Below are 15,197 nucleotides of genomic sequence, written 5' to 3'. Positions count from 1 at the left end.
GTGTTTTCATGCTGATTTTGGCTCAGCATCCGTAAAAACGATAACACATTTTAGCACAGAACAAATAATTAGAAAACAGCGAAATCTTTTATTTTGCGTTCCCAATTTTCAAAAACTCAATCTCCGTATTCCAGTTGAAGAGAGTTTTTTGTGCGGCGGTGACAAGAAGATTTTTGATTCGCTCCAAGTCTTCGTTGCCAACGGCGGCAGAAAGAACTTTTCCGTAAGAGGAATTTTCAGAATCGAACCACTTGCTGATTTCGGCCTCGGAGATGCGGCGTTTTTCCGTGACGACTTTTGAGGCGGATTTTACCTCGAAACCGTATTTTCTGAAGCTCTCGGCGATTGTGTCGGCATTCCAGTTAAAGAGAGGATTTTCCTTGTCGCCGAAGAATTCGTTTTCGGCAAGCTCCATTTTCTTCAATATATATTCGAATTTCTGGGGAAGCCCTTCGGTATTGCCCGAAAGAACTTGATTTCGCACAAGCTCGCTGATTCTCTGACCGTGGCAGGGAATTCTTTGTGAGATGATGACGGAAAAGTCGGGAGAGATTCCCGTGTCAAGCACGGGAATGACAGAAGTGTCATGTCCGGGGACGACAGAAGCGTCATGTTCGGGAATGACAAGAGTGCCAGGTTCGGAAACGACAGAAGTGCCATGTTCAGGGCTGGCAGGAGTGTCATGTTCGGAAACGACAGAAGCGTCATGTTCGGGCTTGACCCGGACATCCCTTTCAACAATCTCCTTCAGCGCGTAGGCCAGAACATCAGCAGAATCCTGACTGGTGAAAGGGTCGCGGAAGAAAATCCTGTCGAAGATAATGTCTTTCCTTGAAAAATCCTCAAGAATAGCCTTGAAATCTTTAGCCGAAAGATAGTTTTCTCGTGTCTCAGGGCGCACTGTAAGAAGGGGGCGGTCAAGGTCGTCCAAAGTGCGGCCGTACTGCTCCATGATTTCCTTGCCTTTCTGGCTTCGGCAGATCCCGCATGTGATTCCTTCGGGCGTTTTCCGGCTCACATCCCAGAGCAAAAGTCCGTCGTCGGCGTTCCAGACAAGGCTTCGTGTATGGCGGGTAAGCTGGGCAAGGTTTGTCATCGCATCCCGGATTGAAAGAAGGACTTCCGCCCGGTTTGAGTCCAGGCGGCTTCTCCAGGATTTATCGGCTTTGTCTAAGGCGTTTTCCTTGCGCTCGTCTTTGGGTGTAAAGGTGAGGTTTTCGGATTTGACCGTGTTGTTCTGATTGAAATTCTTGTTTATCCACCATTCCCCGATTGGATTTGAAAAATCGCTGGCAAAGTGGGGCAGGGGGTGCATTCCGCAAGAGGCTTCCGTTTCAGGCTTTTCTGGCTCAATGTTTTCCAGAATCGAAGAAATCTGCATTTCACGGCGGCTTAAAACTTCGTCTCGGATTTTTGCCTCGTAGCCCTGAGTTGTGGGCGTGTAAAAGACCCGGCCAACCAGTTCCGTGGGAAGATATTGCTGGGCGACCCAGTGATCCCTGTAAGCGTGAGGATAAAGATAGCCGTCTCCGTGGCCGAATCCTTCTGCATCCCGGCTAGAATCCCGCAAATGATTTGGAACTTCGGCATCCTCCTTTTCCACGGAAGCAAGGGCGTCAAAAAATGCCATGCTGGAATTGGATTTTGGAGCCGTCGCAAGGTAAAGGGCGGCGTGAGCCAGATGATAGCGGCCTTCGGGAAGACCCACTCGGTCAAAAGCGTCAGCACAGGCTGTCACAACTCCCAGAGCATAAGGGTCTGCCAAGCCAGTGTCCTCGCAGGCGGAAATGAGCATTCTTCGGAAAATAAAATGAGGGTCTTCACCGGCCCGAATCATGCGGGCAAGCCAGTACATGGCGGCGTCAGGGTCTCGCCCCCGCAAGGATTTTATGAATGCTGATATTATGTCGTAGTGATAGTCGCCGTCACGGTCATAAAGAACGACCTTTTTCTGAATCGACTCTTCCGCCGTTTCCTTGGAAATGTAAATCGTGCTTCCGTAGGCCGGTTCCGGGATTCGTCCGTCAGGATTCCATTTTTCAGGCGTGGTCTCAACAGCAAGCTCCAGGGCATTTAAAAGAGAGCGGGCATCTCCGTTTGCGGTGTCAACCAGATGTTCCAAGGCTCCCTTTTCAAATTCCACCTTCCAGTGGCCGTAGCCCCGCTCAACATCGCTGAGTGCCATTTTTGCGGCCTTGGTCAAATCTTCCTTTGTGAGGGCTTTGAGCTGAAAGACACGGCTTCGGCTGACCAAAGCCTTGTTCACTTCAAAAAAAGGATTTTCGGTGGTGGCTCCAATCAGAATAATCGTGCCGTTTTCCACCCAGGGCAAAAGCGCGTCCTGCTGAGCCTTGTTCCAGCGGTGAACTTCATCCACAAAAAGAATAGTTCTTCTATTATATAGCTTGAAAAAATCGTCTGCGTTTTTGATTGCGTTTCGGATGTCGGCGACACCCGTGAGAACTGCATTGAGCGTGATGAAATTTGATTTCGTGTGATTTGCGATTACGCGGGCCAGGGTCGTCTTTCCGGTTCCCGGCGGGCCGTAAAAAATAACGGAAGTGAGCTGGTCAGCCGCAATGGCACGGCGCAAAAGCCGTCCCTTTCCCACGATATGATCCTGCCCGATGTACTCATCCAAATTTCGCGGCCTCATTCTGGCTGCGAGAGGCTGTTTTTCATTTTTTGAATTGTCAAAAAGGTCTGCCATTACTCCCTGTTCCACTCTCCGGTTGAAGCGTAATATGACCACAAGCCTACATTGTTAAGGGATGCAGAAGAACTTGAGGTAATGCTTGATGCATAGATAGTTCCAGCAGTTTCATTTTTTTTGGGGTCGATGGCAAGGAGAGCCGGAATTTCATAGTAAGAAGAAAGAGCTGAGTCGGCATTTGTTGAGAAATCTGCCGTTCCGCTTGAAGGAACTGCCGCTAAAGTATTTGTATCTACATTAATGGGAGTATGAACGATACCGTCTGATGTGCCCGCGAGAAGGTAATTGTTAGTGATGGTGAGTGAAAGAATAGTATCGCAACCTAGGTTAACAGGCACCCAACTACTACCATCAGTTGAATAATAAACATAAGCGCCGTCTGAATAGTAGGCTGTTTCGCCTGAAGTTGAAGTTTTTGCAGATGTCATTGCATAGGCCGAACTGAAATAAACAGTTCCACCTACGCCTAAACTTGTGCAGGAATTTACAGCTAGCGGTGTTTTTGAGGGATCTGCGGTAGTTACTGGGCCTTTTCCAATTGGAAAATTTCCATCTGCATAGACATAGCTTGTGCTACTTGTATCGATAGTCGTAGAAGAACCTGACAATTTATAAACAGATAAGCCATATACAAAATAGGCTTCTCGTTTTGTTTGACCATTCGTACAGATAATGAATGCCCGTTTTGTGGAATAAGCCTCCGACCAGATTTGCGTCCATGAGCCTGAATCATAGCAATAAAGCGTTCTTTTTGTAACGGCGTTGTAGCCATCATCATCTTCTTCGATTGTAGCGGACATGGCATAAAGATTATCGGTGTCTGCTGCAATGGAATATACATAACCACTTGGGCTTGAAAAATCTGAAAATCCGACTCCTTTGTTGTCAACTACATCAGGTTCAACACTGCGGTAGCGGATCTTGCCGTTTGTGACAAAAACGCACTCTTCACCTCCATAGTTAAATCGGATAATGTTCTGGATATCACCGGCTATTTTCGCATCAGCAAGTTTTACTTCTTTGCGGATTTCATCAAAAATAACTCCATCACATGCAGAAAAGAGAAATCCAGTGATTAAAATAGAGATTGTGACAAACAGTATAGAAGTCTTTTTGTTATGTTTTTTCATTGGTGTTCCTATAAAAATTAGAAATGATATCGTGCTGAAAGGGCAAGAGAGCCGAATAATCCATAGTCATTATATTTTGAATCATCGTACCACTGTGGCAAGTACATGTAATCGCCCTCGATTCCGAATGACCAGCTTGGCGTTGCTCGGAAGAATACGCCACCCTGTGCTTTAAGTACAAGACCAGGAAAATAAGTGCGACTCAAATAGTTTTCCATAGCGGCTCCAACTCCAACTGTGATTGGGAATTCAAGCCGCCAAAAAGTCGGCTGAATTGTAGTATTGATTACGAATGGAATGTATGTGAAAATATTTTCGCCGATTGTCGGGTGATATCCGAAGTAGATATCGACACCAAGAGCCCACCAACTTGTAATAAAACGATGGTAGCCGAGCATACCAGCACCACCGATTTGAAGTTTTGCGTCGCGGTAAAAAGGAAATGAACCGCCAAAGTTAAGCGGACAAGTCACCATAAGACCGACTTTAATATATTGATCGCCAGCTTCGTTCATTTGAATGCTTGTTTTGCTTTCAATGGTTTCTGGACTTTCTTCTTCTGGCTGTTCTTGGTCAATGTCATCGTTTGTGTTGATTTCAGCATCATCGTCTGCAAAAGCAAAAGATGAAATCATAAAAAGCGCACAAAAAAGCGCGAGAAAGCGTTTCATAAATCCTCGTTATGTTTAAATATTTAAATAATAGATAGTAATTTTACTGAAAATAGAGTATATTTTCAATTCTAAGATACATATAAAAGAAAACAATCAAGAAGAGGTTACAAAATGAGTGCACAGATTATCGACGGAAAGCAGATTGCATTGGATGTTAGGGCAGGAGTCGCAGAAAAGGTCGCGGCCCTCAAAGCAAAGGGAATCACGCCCTGCCTGGCGGTTGTTCTCGTGGGCGAAAATCCGGCCAGCGTAAGCTATGTCACGGGAAAGAGAAAGGCTCTTGCCGAGGCAGGAATGGCTGACAAAAGCGTTGAGCTTCCCGAAAACACCAGCGAAGAAGATTTGCTCGCTTTAATCGACAAACTCAACAAAGACGATTCTGTTCACGGAATCTTGGTTCAGCTTCCTCTTCCAAAACACATAAACGAAGACAAAGTGATTATGGCAATCTCTCCCGAAAAGGATGTTGACGGCTTCCACCCGGTCAATGTGGGAAATCTCGTAATCGGCAAAAAAGCCTTCCTTCCATGCACTCCCCACGGAATCATCGTTCTTCTTGAGCGCATGGGAATCGAAACGAGCGGGAAGCACGCCGTGGTCATCGGCCGAAGCAACATCGTAGGAAAGCCGGTCTCACTCCTTCTCGCCCGAAAAGAAACAAACTGCACCGTAACAATCTGCCACACAGGAACCAAAAACATGGCAGAAATCACCCGCCAGGCAGACATCTTGATTGCAGCCTCAGGCCATCCCCATACAGTCACAGCCGACATGGTTAAAGACGGAGCTGTCATCATCGATGTGGGCGTAAACCGAATCCCAGACAGCACAAAAAAGAGCGGCTTCCGCCTAATCGGTGACTGCGACTTTGAAGACCTGAAAGAGAAAGCCAGCTACATCACCCCAGTTCCAGGCGGAGTCGGCCCCATGACAATCGCAATGCTCATGTACAACACGCTTGAAGCTGCGGAAAACAGGGCAAAATGAAAGTTGAAAACGGAAAGTTGAAAACTGATGATTGATATTCAAAATACACAAGATACACGCGAAGTTCCTCTGCAAAAAGTCGGTGTTAAAAATGTGCGCTATCCGATTCAGGTTTTGGACAAGAATCATAAGGTTCAGTCAACAACGGGCACGGTCAATCTTTTCGTTAATCTGCCCCACAATTTCAAGGGCACCCACATGAGCCGCTTCATCGAAGTTTTTCACAAGCACCACAACGACATTTCCATGAACAATTTCCTTGAGATGCTGGAAGAAATCCGCTCAAAACTGGACGCTGAGCGGGCTTTCGGGCGAATCACTTTCCCATATTTCATCGAAAAATCCGCCCCGGTCACAAAATCCGCCGGCCTTATGGAATACACCTGCTCTTATGAAGGCGAAGTATCAATTCATAATGAGGGGGAAAGCCTTCCCCCTGGGCTTCAAGCTTCGCTTTCACCCACACCCCCATCTGCGGGCTCAAACGCCGCCCGCAACGCCCGCTTTTTCATCTCAATCAAAGTGCCGGTTGCCACTCTTTGTCCTTGTTCTAAGGCTATTTCTGAGTATGGCGCGCACAATCAGCGGGGTTTTGTTAAGGTCAAGGTGCTTTACAGCAAGTTTTTCTGGATTGAGGATGTAATCGAAATGATTGAAAATTGCGCCTCAACACCCCTTTATTCAGTTCTCAAACGAAAGGACGAAAAATTCGTCACGGAGCACGCCTACGATAATCCCCGCTTCGTGGAAGACGTGGTGCGGGAAGTCTACCTTGGCTTAAAGAAAATGGATTTCAAATGGTTCACGGTCGAAGCCGAAACGGAAGAGAGCATACATTTTCATAATGCGTATGCATGTGCTGAATATGGGGAGTAAATTCCGCGAGAATTGCGAAGCGCAAGGGATTGTAGTGGTGCGCGGAGCGCATTACGAAGTAACGGAGCGATAGCGGAGCCACGAAAAGCCCGGCGGCGAAGCCGATGCGCCCAATTTCTAACTCCTAACTTCTAATTGCTAATTTTTACTAACTCCGGGTGATACTCAAAGTGCATGTTGTCGAAGATAATCCAGTAGCCGCCCCAGATAAAGCCTTCTTCTTCAAAAATGCGGATAACTTCATCGCCGGGAGTCCAGCGTTTTTCTAGCGGAATCAGCATCCATTTGTCACCGAGGCGGTCTTTTTCCCAGCCCCAGTAGATTGCCTTGCCGTTCAGGCGTTTTGGGAGCAGGTCAATGGCGATTCCGTAAGAGTGAAAAGATTTCCGGGTTGTGCCGGAAATTTCCCGCCAATAGTAGGCATCCGCGCTTTTCAGAGTGTCGATAAATTCTTTTACTTTTGGATTTGTTTTTTGGTCGAGGATTTTTTTCTCTACATTTTTGAGATGGTCGTAAATTCGCTCATGGATTTTTGTGCTTTTTCCTAAAAAGGTCGTTTTTATGATATGGTCTTCGATAATTACGCGCGGCTTAGCCGAATAAAGCCAGTCGAAGAAGAACATGGGGGTTCCGCTTGCATTCTGTCGGTTTTCAGAAGAGCCGAAATGGGTAATTCTCTCAATTTCCTCTTTTGTGTAAGTGCTTGGGTCTCGGAGCTTGTTTTCGTACTGGTAGCGGAGAACCCAGTATTTTTCTTTGTTTGGCAGTTCTTCCTTGGGAAGGAGCCGACCGTCAGCCCAATAAAAGACTGCTGATTTTTTTTCTTTTGGTTTTGACGTGCGTTCGAAGTACAAGTCTGCCGTCATTTCGATTTTCCAGTCGCCGACTTCCATGTCGTAGAATGAGGAATATTCGATGTCGGGGTAGAAATGCATGAATTCTTTAATTTCGGGCGGACAAAAAGCGCGGGAAGAAAATTGTTTCTGCATGGATTCTATGCTCAGCGATGTCTTTGTTTTTTCCTGCGCCGGAAGAATCAGCGGGAGAAGAATGAGAAGAGTTAGAATTGTTAGAAAAAATCGTCTTGTTTTCATGCGCTAAAAAGTATAGCACAAAATTCTTATTTTTTTGAAAAATTTAGATAGGGAAGCATGATACTGAAAATGATGAGCAGGATTCCGAGAACGCTCAAGATTCCGAACTGCTCGTGAAGGACGATGACTCCCAGAATCGTTGCAATGGCTGGATTTATGGAGCAGAAAAGACCTGAGCGCTCAATTGAGACCTTTGACTGGGCCACTGGCTGTAAGGTGTAGCCGAATCCTGTGCAGACAATCACCAGCATCAAAAGCATGGCCCAGTGGGAGCCGTTTTGCGGAAAGGTAAAAGTTCCCCGGATGAAAGAGATGGTCAGGGCAAAAATCCCGATGAAGCCGAGCTGAATGATTCCGATGCAAAGGGCGCTTTCAGCTGATTTTGATTTCTGGGTGAATTTTCCGGTGACGATGATGGCAATGGCATACAGAAGGGCGGCGCACAGGGCAAGGAGAATACTGGCAGACACCTTTCCGACTTTTGAAGTGAGCAAAACGACGCCAAACATGGCAACCAGCGCGCAGAGAATTGACTTTGCGGAGGGTATTTTCCATGTTATGAAGGCGTTTAAAAGCGGAACGAGGATTATGGCGCAGTTCTCAAGCAGGGAAACCATTGAAGAATAAGTGTTCCTGAGGGCGGTCAATTCGCAGATCATAAGGAGAAAATAAAGCGAGCCTATGACAAAGCCCGAAAAAAGCACCTGACGGTCAATGTGAATGAGATGACGGGCGAACAGTAGTGCGAGAATCAAAAAGGCCAGCAAAAAGCGAATCCCCAGAAGCGCGAAAGCGTCCATGCTTTCAAGGAGTATTTTGCTGAAAATAAAGGAAGTCGCCCTGGCAGCAATCACCGATGCCAGCAGGATTTCATAACGGTGAGAGGTATTCATGATGGATTAACCGAACACCTTCTTCACTTTTGCCTTGAACTGATTTCCACGGTCGAATTCGTTCTTGAACATGCCGAAGCTGGTGGCTCCCGGCGAAAAGACAACGATTTGTGGCTTACGAGCGTCATTCTGAGTTTGTTTCTGAGACTCTTTTTCGCTGCTTTCGGAGCTTTCCAAGTCGCTTTTGAGGGCTGAAAGCATTTCTTCTATTGAATTGAATGGACCTTTGTAAGCGATGCCCTCTTCTTTGAAGTCGCCAATCATTTTGTTGGTGGCGCTTCCCGCCAGCAGATACACTGATTTCGGAACGATATTTCTGCCGTTGTCGCAAATTCCTTCAGCGATTGGGCTTAAATCCAAGCCTTTGTCCGTGCCGCCAGTAAGAAAATAGACTGGCTTTCCGAAAGCTTGCGTGGCTTCGGCGGCGGCTTCGGGAACTGTGGCGGCTGAGTCGTTGTAAAATCTGTAAGTCGTCTTTCCGATTTTGCACTCGTGGAAGAATTCTAGGCGGTGCTCGATTCCGTTCCAGCGGCCGAGAACTTCGATAATCCGTTCAGGTGAAACTCCCATAATCCGCAAGACCAAGGCCGCGTTCAAAACATTGGCTCTCATGTGCTTTCCGGGAACGATGAGGTCTTTGAGGATAGTTTCGGTCGTTTTTTCGTAATCTTGGGGCAGGGTATCAAGGATTTTTGTGGAAAGGCGGGCAAATCCCGTGCCTTTTTTGTCCTGCCAGACCCCTAAAGTGCCTTCGGGAAGACTTTTTTTGCTGTAGCGGAGGATTGTGGCCTTACATTCTTTTGCGAAAATGTCGCCCCAGTTGTCGATTAAAGTTCCGCCGTCTGCCGCCGGGTCTGAGTCGAAGTCAAAAATTGCGAAATCTTTTTTGCTCTGGTCTGCGTAAATCAGTTTTTTATCGTTTACATAGGCCAGCATCGAGTGATAGAAATTCTGGTGGTCAGGGATGATTTTCGTGATTATTGAGACTTTTGGCTTTAAAAGCTTGCGTCCGCGAAGGTCAGCCAATTGCCAGCTTGAAAGCTCCAGAACCACAGGTGTGGTTTCGTCCGTTTGCTCCAAAAAAGTGAGCGGCGAGACCGTGATGTTTCCGCCCAAAAAAGCGCTGAATCCCGATTGCTTAAGACCGTAATAAATCGCGCTTACGGTTGAGGACTTGCCTTTTGAGCCAGTGACGGCAATAATCGGAGCCTTGCTGAATGCCAAAAAGAGCGAAATATCTGTTTCGATTGCCTTTGCGGCTGCGAGATATTTGTTTCCGTCGTATTTGACACCTGGATTTTTGATTACGCAGTCGGCATTCTCAAAATCTTCGATGCGGTGCTCGCCCAGACGGTAAGTGAGTCGGCTGGTGTCCAGAGATTTGTCCTTGTTGAGGGAATCCACCGTGGTCTTTAAGTCAGCCTCGCTTTTCATGTCGGTGGCAAGAACGAATGCGCCGTGATTCAGGAAAAAGCGTACGGAAGCCTCACCGCCGCCGTTAAGCCCCAAGCCCATGACGACGATTTTTTTGTCTTTGATGTCGCTGAGGGATTTAAAGTAACAGCCTTCCGGATAAAAATGTGGAACTGGCGGAAGCGGTTCGTGTGCGTCTGACATAGGATTCTCCTCTATATAAAAGAATTGTACACTTTTTTTGGATATTTTAAATAAATTTTAGAGAAAAACAAAAAAAATTTAAGCTAAAATAATAAAAATACATTTGTATAGTACCCCCCCCTATTTTTGTGTTATAATATTGTACATAGTTTCAAATTACTTTCAGGAGGAACTATGAAATTGACAAAATTTTTAGCAATTGCAATTCTCTCAGTTTTTGCGGCATCGTTCATCAGCTGTGGCTCAACTGCAAAAACAACGGTTAACAAGGTTGACGGTTCATTGAATCAGGAAGCAAATGCTCAGGACTATCAGGGGCTTAAACGCACTGTTGCAATCGCTCGTTTCTCAAATGAAACAGAATATGCGAAGGGTGCATTCTACGACAAAGAAAACGATCCTGTCGGTAAACAGGCTGTTGATATTCTTTCGGCAAAACTTGCCGCTCGTGGTAAGTTCATTCTTCTTGAGCGAGCTGACGCTGACAAAATTCAGGCGGAAGTCGAAAAGAACGGCGGAAGCACCCAGAAAGTTCCGGCTGATTATCTTATCATTGGCTCAATTACTGAATTCGGACGAAAAACAACGGGTGAAGTCGGATTTGTTTCCCGAAGCAAAACCCAGACTGTTGAAGCTGGCGTAAGCCTTCGCTTGGTGGATGTGCGCACGGGTCAGGTTATTTATTCAGAAGAAGGTCATGGCGAAGCTGAAACGAACTCTTCTACCACATTTGGCATGGGTGGTGTTCAGGGATATGACGCTACTTTGAGCGACAAGGCAATTTCGGCCGCTATCGAAAAACTTGTTGATAACATCGAGCAGACTTGTATGGATCGTCCTTGGAAATCTTACTTCCTTTCTTACGACAAAGACGGAATCATTATCGCTGGTGGAGCAAAACAGGGCGTTAAAGTCGGTTCAGTGCTTCCTGTTTATGAGCGGGGAAAGCAGGTTAAAAATCCCCAGACAGGCATGATGATTGAGCTTCCAGGAAAGCAGGTTGCAAAACTTACAGTTCTGATGGTGGGTGGTTCAACCGTTACGGATGAATATGCCATCGTCGATTTAACGGAAGGCTCTGTTGATTCGGCAAAACTTTCAAACTATGTCATTCAGGATAAATAAGTGATTTGAGGCTTTAGCCTTAAAATAAAAGGAGGTGTTACTGATGAAAAAATCATTGGTAAACGCAATTAAACTGACAGGTATTGCGGCATTTGCATTTCTTGCTTTGTCTTGCGGATCCACAAAACTGTACAGTTGGTATGATTATCAGGAAGATTACTATCATTACCTGAAAAACGCTGATAACGAGTCTTTGGAAGATCTCACGAAGACTTATCAGAAAATCGTCGAAAAGCAAAAGGAGTCTCGCGGAGTAGTTCCGCCTGGAATCTATGCTGATTATGGCTGGTTGCTTTTGCAGTCTGGAAAAACCGATGAAGGTAAGGCAATGCTTGCTAAAGAGGTTGAGCTTTATCCTGAATCAGAAGTATTTGTCGGCAGTATCTTGAAGAGGTTTGGAAAATGAAAAAGTCAATGATTATAACTTTGGCAGTCGCTCTTTCTGCCTTCTTGCTTGCTTCTTGTGGCACAGCGAAAAATGTTGCTTTCCCTAAGATGTATGAGGAAGATCCTGTCGTTATGCTGGTTATGCCGCCGATTAATAACAGCTCGGCTGCTGACGCAAAGGATTATTTCTATACGACAATGAGTGTGCCGATTTGCGAATCTGGATATTATGTCCTTCCGCCTGCCGCTACAATGGCAACTTTGCAGCGCGAAAGTGCCTATGATTCAGAGCTCTTCATAGACGGCGACTTGAAGAAATTCGGTCAGCTTTTCGGTGCGGATGTGGCAATCTTTACGATTATCAAATCATGGGATAAATCTCTCGTTGGTTCGTCTGTAACGATTGAAATCGAGTATATTTTCAAGTCAACAAAAACAAACGAGATTTTGTTCCAGCGCGATGCAAAAATCAAATGCGACACATCTTCAAATGCACGAGTTAGTGGATTTGGATTGGTTGGAGCTCTCGTAAATCTTACTGCTGATGCCATTAAAACTGCGACAACAGACTATGTATCTGTTGCGGTAATGTGTAACAACAGAGCTCTTTCTGATGTTCCATACGGAAAATATCATCCAAAGCATGGTGCCGATGGTGCAGAAGGCGCAATGGGCGTAAAAGTTAATATTTCTGCCGCTAAATAAGTGCTAGGAATATAATAAAAAAAAGCCGGTTGAGTTTTGAAGTGTGAAGTGCACTTCATCATTCAGCCGGCTTTTTTCGTTTATCTTGATGTCTGCAAGTTTCGGGTTTTCTTGAATCGTGCAATCGCCTCGTCAATCAAAAGATTTGTGAGGCTGGTAAAATCAAGCCCGAAAGCGGCGCACATTTTGGGGAACATGCTGATTTGGGTGAAGCCCGGCATGGTGTTGATTTCGTTGAGGTAGAGCTTGTCCGTGTCCTTGTCGATGAAAAAGTCAACGCGGCTAAGACCGGCCAAATCCAGGGCGGCAAAGGCTTTTTTTGCCAGAACTCGCACTTCTTCCAATCTTTCTTTCGGTAAATTTGCCGGAATCAGTAAATCCGCTCCGTCCGGGTCGTTGTATTTTGCGTCGTAGTCGTAAAAATCATGCTTTGGAGCGATTTCGCCGGGGCCGTAAGCCGTGAGTTTTTCTGCCGGGCAGGAATCATCGTCAATCGTGGGGTTCCCTGTAACGGAACACTCGATTTCCCTTGCATTCACGGCTTTTTCGATCAAGATTTTATCGTCCCAGTTGAAGGCTTCCATAATCGCGCCGTTCAAGTGCTGCAAGTCTCTTGCCAAAGATGCTCCGTCTGAGCTTCCGGCGGCGCAGGGCTTTACGAAAAGAGGGAAGCCAAGTTCATTCTGAGCCTGCTCCAAAAGCTGGTCGTATCGCTTCCAGTCGGCAAGGTCGCTTCGGCGCACGCAAAGGCCTGGGACTACGGGAATTCCAGCGTGTTCCAGAACGACTTTTGTCTTTTCTTTGTCCATTGTTTCTGCGCTTCCGAGAGTTGTGCAGCCAACATAAGGAATATCCACAAGTTCAAAAAGACCTTGAATTGTGCCATCTTCGCCAAAAGGTCCGTGTAATACAGGGAAAACTACATCTGTTGCAAGGATTTTTTCGCCAATGCGGAAAGTTTTTTTGCTTCCGCCACCGGGAATCACGCTCACTTCTTGCGTTTCATCTTCAATGATTTTAAAAGATGCCTTTGAATCGGCCTTGATTCGCTCAAATTCGCTTTCTGGCTGCAAGAACCAGCGGCCATTTTTTGTGATTGCTATGAGCTGAACCTTATTCTTTGAGTCGATATTTCGTGCGACAGCGGCTGCCGAAACCAAAGAAATTTCGTGCTCGCCTGATTTTCCGCCGTAGATTACTGTAACTGTCATAATATTTCTCCCAATGCTTTTTCTGCCTCAGCGATTTCGTCGTAAGGCATTACTCTATCTTTGTAAATAATGCTGTTTTCGTGGGCTTTTCCCAAAAGAAGAACGATGTCGTCCTTTCCAGCCATTTTGAAGGCCTGTCGGATTGCGGTAGGTCTGTCCGGCGTGATGAAAAGGTCTTTTCCCATGACTTTTCCGGCTTTTTCCGCGCCTACGGCAATGTCTTTGAGAAGCTCAACGCTGTCTTCGCCGCGGGGGTCTTCGTCGGTCAAAATCACGATGTCACAGAAGCGGGCGGCAATTTCTCCCTGCAAGGGGCGTTTTTTTGTGTCCCGCTCGCCTCCGCTTCCGAAGAGGGAAATCATCTTGCCTGAGCAACGACGGCGCAGCGGCGGGAAGATTGTCTCAAAACTTGATGGCGTGTGGGCGTAGTCTACGATAAGCTCGAAAGGCTGTCCCTTGTCGATTACGGTCATGCGGCCTTTGACCGGGACAAGCTGCTCCACCATGGAGGCGACTTTTTCGATGTCGGTGCCAGTGAGTCGGCTTACGGCTTCAATTGCCGCCATGAGATTGTAAGTGTTGAAGGCTCCCGGAAGACTTGATTTTACATGGAAGACTTTGGGAGGAAGCGGTTTTGAGTCCTTTCCGATTACATGAGGCTCGGTCATGTCGAAGGTGAGACCGAAGCGGGCCGAAGCGATGTTGCGGCCCAGCAAAACCGGGATTGAGTCAGGAATTTTGGGCAGTGGGGCGGCTTCTGCTCCCTCGGCGGCAGATTTTCCGGCCTTGCCCTCGGTGGTAAAGCCCAAGACCGGCTGTTTTGTGGCCTTGATGAAATATTCTGCGCTTGGATCTTCAAGATTTACGATTCCGAATGAAGGAACGGTGACTTTTTTTCCGAGAATTGTCTTTTCGTGATTGTGCTCGTCCAGCTTGCGGAAAAGATTAGCCTTATCGTCCCGGTACTGTTCGAAAGTTCCGTGGAATTCAAGATGCTCCAGAGTGACATTCATGAAAATGCCGCAGTCAAAAAGAAGATTTCCGGTGCGGTTGAGTTTTGGAGAAAGACCGTGGCTTGAAGTCTCGACCACGGCATATTCACAGCCGTTTTCGACCATCTCATAAAGCTGCCGCTGGATAATCGTTGCCTCTGGCGTGGTCTGATGCTGGGGATTTGCGATCGCCTCATCACCCAGAGAATATTGCACGGTGGAAATAAAGCCCGCCTTGTGACCGGTAAGGCGCAAAAGCTGCCAGACAAAAGAGACTGTGGAAGATTTGCCCTCAGTGCCGGTCACGCCGATAATTCCCAGTTTTGAAGAAGGATTGTCATAAAATGAAGACGCAACGGGAGCCATAACCTTGCGGGCGTCCTCAACACGGATGAAAACTGGAGCGTGGGGAATAGGGAGCGACCCGCTTGCGGGGCAAAACTCACGAGGTGAGTTTTGAGCGAGTCTCGGTGAAGGCTGTGCCTGAACCGCTTTCCCCTGCGAATTGCTAACTGCTAAGTGCTCACTGCTAACTGATAATTCACTTTCAAAAACAATCGCTGCCGCTCCGTTTTCGATTGCCTTGGGGATAAAAACATTGCCCGTGGTGTGGGTGCCAGGAAGGGCAAAAAAAAGCGAGCCTGGCTTTACGTCACGGCTGTCAAAAACCAGTGAAGAAATTTCTGGATTCGGAGTGTCCTTCTGGCTTAGCGGAGTTTTGCCGTCAGAAGCAACGATGGTGTACTTAATAGAAGAAAGTGCGTCGAAAAGATTTTTCGTCATATTCCCACCC

At 46.7% G+C, this 15,197-nt stretch carries 13 protein-coding genes; 5 read left to right on the top strand and 8 right to left on the bottom strand.

Annotated elements, in window-relative coordinates; genetic code table 11:
* Positions 1–88: 88 nt before the first annotated feature.
* The 3 genes from B2089_RS04925 to B2089_RS04915 are packed head-to-tail and all read right to left on the bottom strand — an operon-like array spanning position 89 to position 4,514.
* Positions 89–2,710 (bottom strand): AAA family ATPase, encoded by a 2,622-nt coding sequence (locus tag B2089_RS04925; protein WP_296323391.1) that lies wholly within the window; start codon positions 2,708–2,710, stop codon positions 89–91.
* Positions 2,710–3,843 (bottom strand): hypothetical protein, encoded by a 1,134-nt coding sequence (locus B2089_RS04920; RefSeq protein ID WP_296323394.1) that lies wholly within the window; start codon positions 3,841–3,843, stop codon positions 2,710–2,712. Before B2089_RS04920 ends, B2089_RS04925 begins: the two co-directional genes overlap by 1 nt.
* Positions 3,844–3,860: 17 nt before the next feature.
* Positions 3,861–4,514, bottom strand: coding sequence for a TP0733 family outer membrane beta-barrel protein (locus tag B2089_RS04915; protein WP_296323397.1), 654 nt, complete (start codon positions 4,512–4,514; stop codon positions 3,861–3,863).
* A gap of 114 nt (positions 4,515–4,628) precedes the next feature.
* Here B2089_RS04915 and folD point away from each other — a divergent pair, with 114 nt between their 5' ends.
* Positions 4,629–5,504: a bifunctional methylenetetrahydrofolate dehydrogenase/methenyltetrahydrofolate cyclohydrolase FolD gene (gene folD, locus B2089_RS04910; RefSeq protein WP_296323400.1), complete on the top strand. Its 876-nt coding sequence runs from the start codon at positions 4,629–4,631 to the stop codon at positions 5,502–5,504.
* A gap of 27 nt (positions 5,505–5,531) precedes the next feature.
* On the top strand, positions 5,532–6,380 hold the full coding sequence (locus B2089_RS04905) for a GTP cyclohydrolase I FolE2 (protein WP_296323402.1): 849 nt from the start codon (positions 5,532–5,534) through the stop codon (positions 6,378–6,380).
* A 131-nt stretch (positions 6,381–6,511) separates the two neighbouring features.
* Here B2089_RS04905 and B2089_RS04900 read toward each other — a convergent pair whose 3' ends face one another.
* The 3 genes from B2089_RS04900 to murD are packed head-to-tail and all read right to left on the bottom strand — an operon-like array spanning position 6,512 to position 9,984.
* Positions 6,512–7,474, bottom strand: a complete 963-nt coding sequence (locus B2089_RS04900) for a M15 family metallopeptidase (RefSeq protein ID WP_296323406.1) — start codon at positions 7,472–7,474, stop codon at positions 6,512–6,514.
* A 26-nt stretch (positions 7,475–7,500) separates the two neighbouring features.
* Positions 7,501–8,367: a DMT family transporter gene (locus tag B2089_RS04895; protein ID WP_296323411.1), complete on the bottom strand. Its 867-nt coding sequence runs from the start codon at positions 8,365–8,367 to the stop codon at positions 7,501–7,503.
* A 6-nt stretch (positions 8,368–8,373) separates the two neighbouring features.
* On the bottom strand, positions 8,374–9,984 hold the full coding sequence (gene murD, locus B2089_RS04890) for a UDP-N-acetylmuramoyl-L-alanine--D-glutamate ligase (RefSeq protein WP_296323413.1): 1,611 nt from the start codon (positions 9,982–9,984) through the stop codon (positions 8,374–8,376).
* A gap of 174 nt (positions 9,985–10,158) precedes the next feature.
* Between murD and B2089_RS04885 the strand changes: the two genes are divergently transcribed.
* Genes B2089_RS04885 through B2089_RS04875 form a run of 3 tightly spaced genes read left to right on the top strand, consistent with a single transcriptional unit; the run spans position 10,159 to position 12,201 of the window.
* Positions 10,159–11,109 (top strand): CsgG/HfaB family protein, encoded by a 951-nt coding sequence (locus B2089_RS04885; protein WP_296323416.1) that lies wholly within the window; start codon positions 10,159–10,161, stop codon positions 11,107–11,109.
* 43 nt (positions 11,110–11,152) lie between these two features.
* Positions 11,153–11,515, top strand: coding sequence for a DUF4810 domain-containing protein (locus tag B2089_RS04880; RefSeq protein WP_296323425.1), 363 nt, complete (start codon positions 11,153–11,155; stop codon positions 11,513–11,515).
* On the top strand, positions 11,512–12,201 hold the full coding sequence (locus B2089_RS04875; RefSeq protein WP_296323428.1) for a GNA1162 family protein: 690 nt from the start codon (positions 11,512–11,514) through the stop codon (positions 12,199–12,201). The genes B2089_RS04880 and B2089_RS04875 overlap by 4 nt, the downstream gene beginning before the upstream one ends.
* An 80-nt stretch (positions 12,202–12,281) precedes the next feature.
* Here the strand turns inward: B2089_RS04875 and B2089_RS04870 are convergent, their stop codons facing one another.
* Complete coding sequence (locus B2089_RS04870) at positions 12,282–13,412, bottom strand: D-alanine--D-alanine ligase family protein (RefSeq protein ID WP_296323431.1); 1,131 nt, start codon at positions 13,410–13,412, stop codon at positions 12,282–12,284.
* On the bottom strand, positions 13,409–15,187 hold the full coding sequence (locus tag B2089_RS04865) for a Mur ligase family protein (RefSeq protein ID WP_296323434.1): 1,779 nt from the start codon (positions 15,185–15,187) through the stop codon (positions 13,409–13,411). Before B2089_RS04865 ends, B2089_RS04870 begins: the two co-directional genes overlap by 4 nt.
* Between the last annotated feature and the right edge of the window lie 10 nt (positions 15,188–15,197).

The organism is Treponema sp. UBA3813, assembly GCA_002368605.1.
Taxonomy (GTDB): domain Bacteria; phylum Spirochaetota; class Spirochaetia; order Treponematales; family Treponemataceae; genus Treponema_D.
The sequence above is the reverse complement of the archived record's forward strand: the minus strand, read 5'-3'. Positions and strand labels throughout refer to the sequence as shown.

Coding starts and splice junctions, on each gene's coding strand:
- murD (WP_296323413.1), bottom strand. CDS start 9,984: ATGTCAGACGCACACGAACCGCTTCCGCCAGTTCCACATTTTTATCCG.
- folD (WP_296323400.1), top strand. CDS start 4,629: ATGAGTGCACAGATTATCGACGGAAAGCAGATTGCATTGGATGTTAGG.
- B2089_RS04870 (WP_296323431.1), bottom strand. CDS start 13,412: ATGACAGTTACAGTAATCTACGGCGGAAAATCAGGCGAGCACGAAATT.
- B2089_RS04915 (WP_296323397.1), bottom strand. CDS start 4,514: ATGAAACGCTTTCTCGCGCTTTTTTGTGCGCTTTTTATGATTTCATCT.
- B2089_RS04925 (WP_296323391.1), bottom strand. CDS start 2,710: ATGGCAGACCTTTTTGACAATTCAAAAAATGAAAAACAGCCTCTCGCA.
- B2089_RS04900 (WP_296323406.1), bottom strand. CDS start 7,474: ATGAAAACAAGACGATTTTTTCTAACAATTCTAACTCTTCTCATTCTT.
- B2089_RS04920 (WP_296323394.1), bottom strand. CDS start 3,843: ATGAAAAAACATAACAAAAAGACTTCTATACTGTTTGTCACAATCTCT.
- B2089_RS04875 (WP_296323428.1), top strand. CDS start 11,512: ATGAAAAAGTCAATGATTATAACTTTGGCAGTCGCTCTTTCTGCCTTC.
- B2089_RS04880 (WP_296323425.1), top strand. CDS start 11,153: ATGAAAAAATCATTGGTAAACGCAATTAAACTGACAGGTATTGCGGCA.
- B2089_RS04865 (WP_296323434.1), bottom strand. CDS start 15,187: ATGACGAAAAATCTTTTCGACGCACTTTCTTCTATTAAGTACACCATC.
- B2089_RS04905 (WP_296323402.1), top strand. CDS start 5,532: ATGATTGATATTCAAAATACACAAGATACACGCGAAGTTCCTCTGCAA.
- B2089_RS04895 (WP_296323411.1), bottom strand. CDS start 8,367: ATGAATACCTCTCACCGTTATGAAATCCTGCTGGCATCGGTGATTGCT.
- B2089_RS04885 (WP_296323416.1), top strand. CDS start 10,159: ATGAAATTGACAAAATTTTTAGCAATTGCAATTCTCTCAGTTTTTGCG.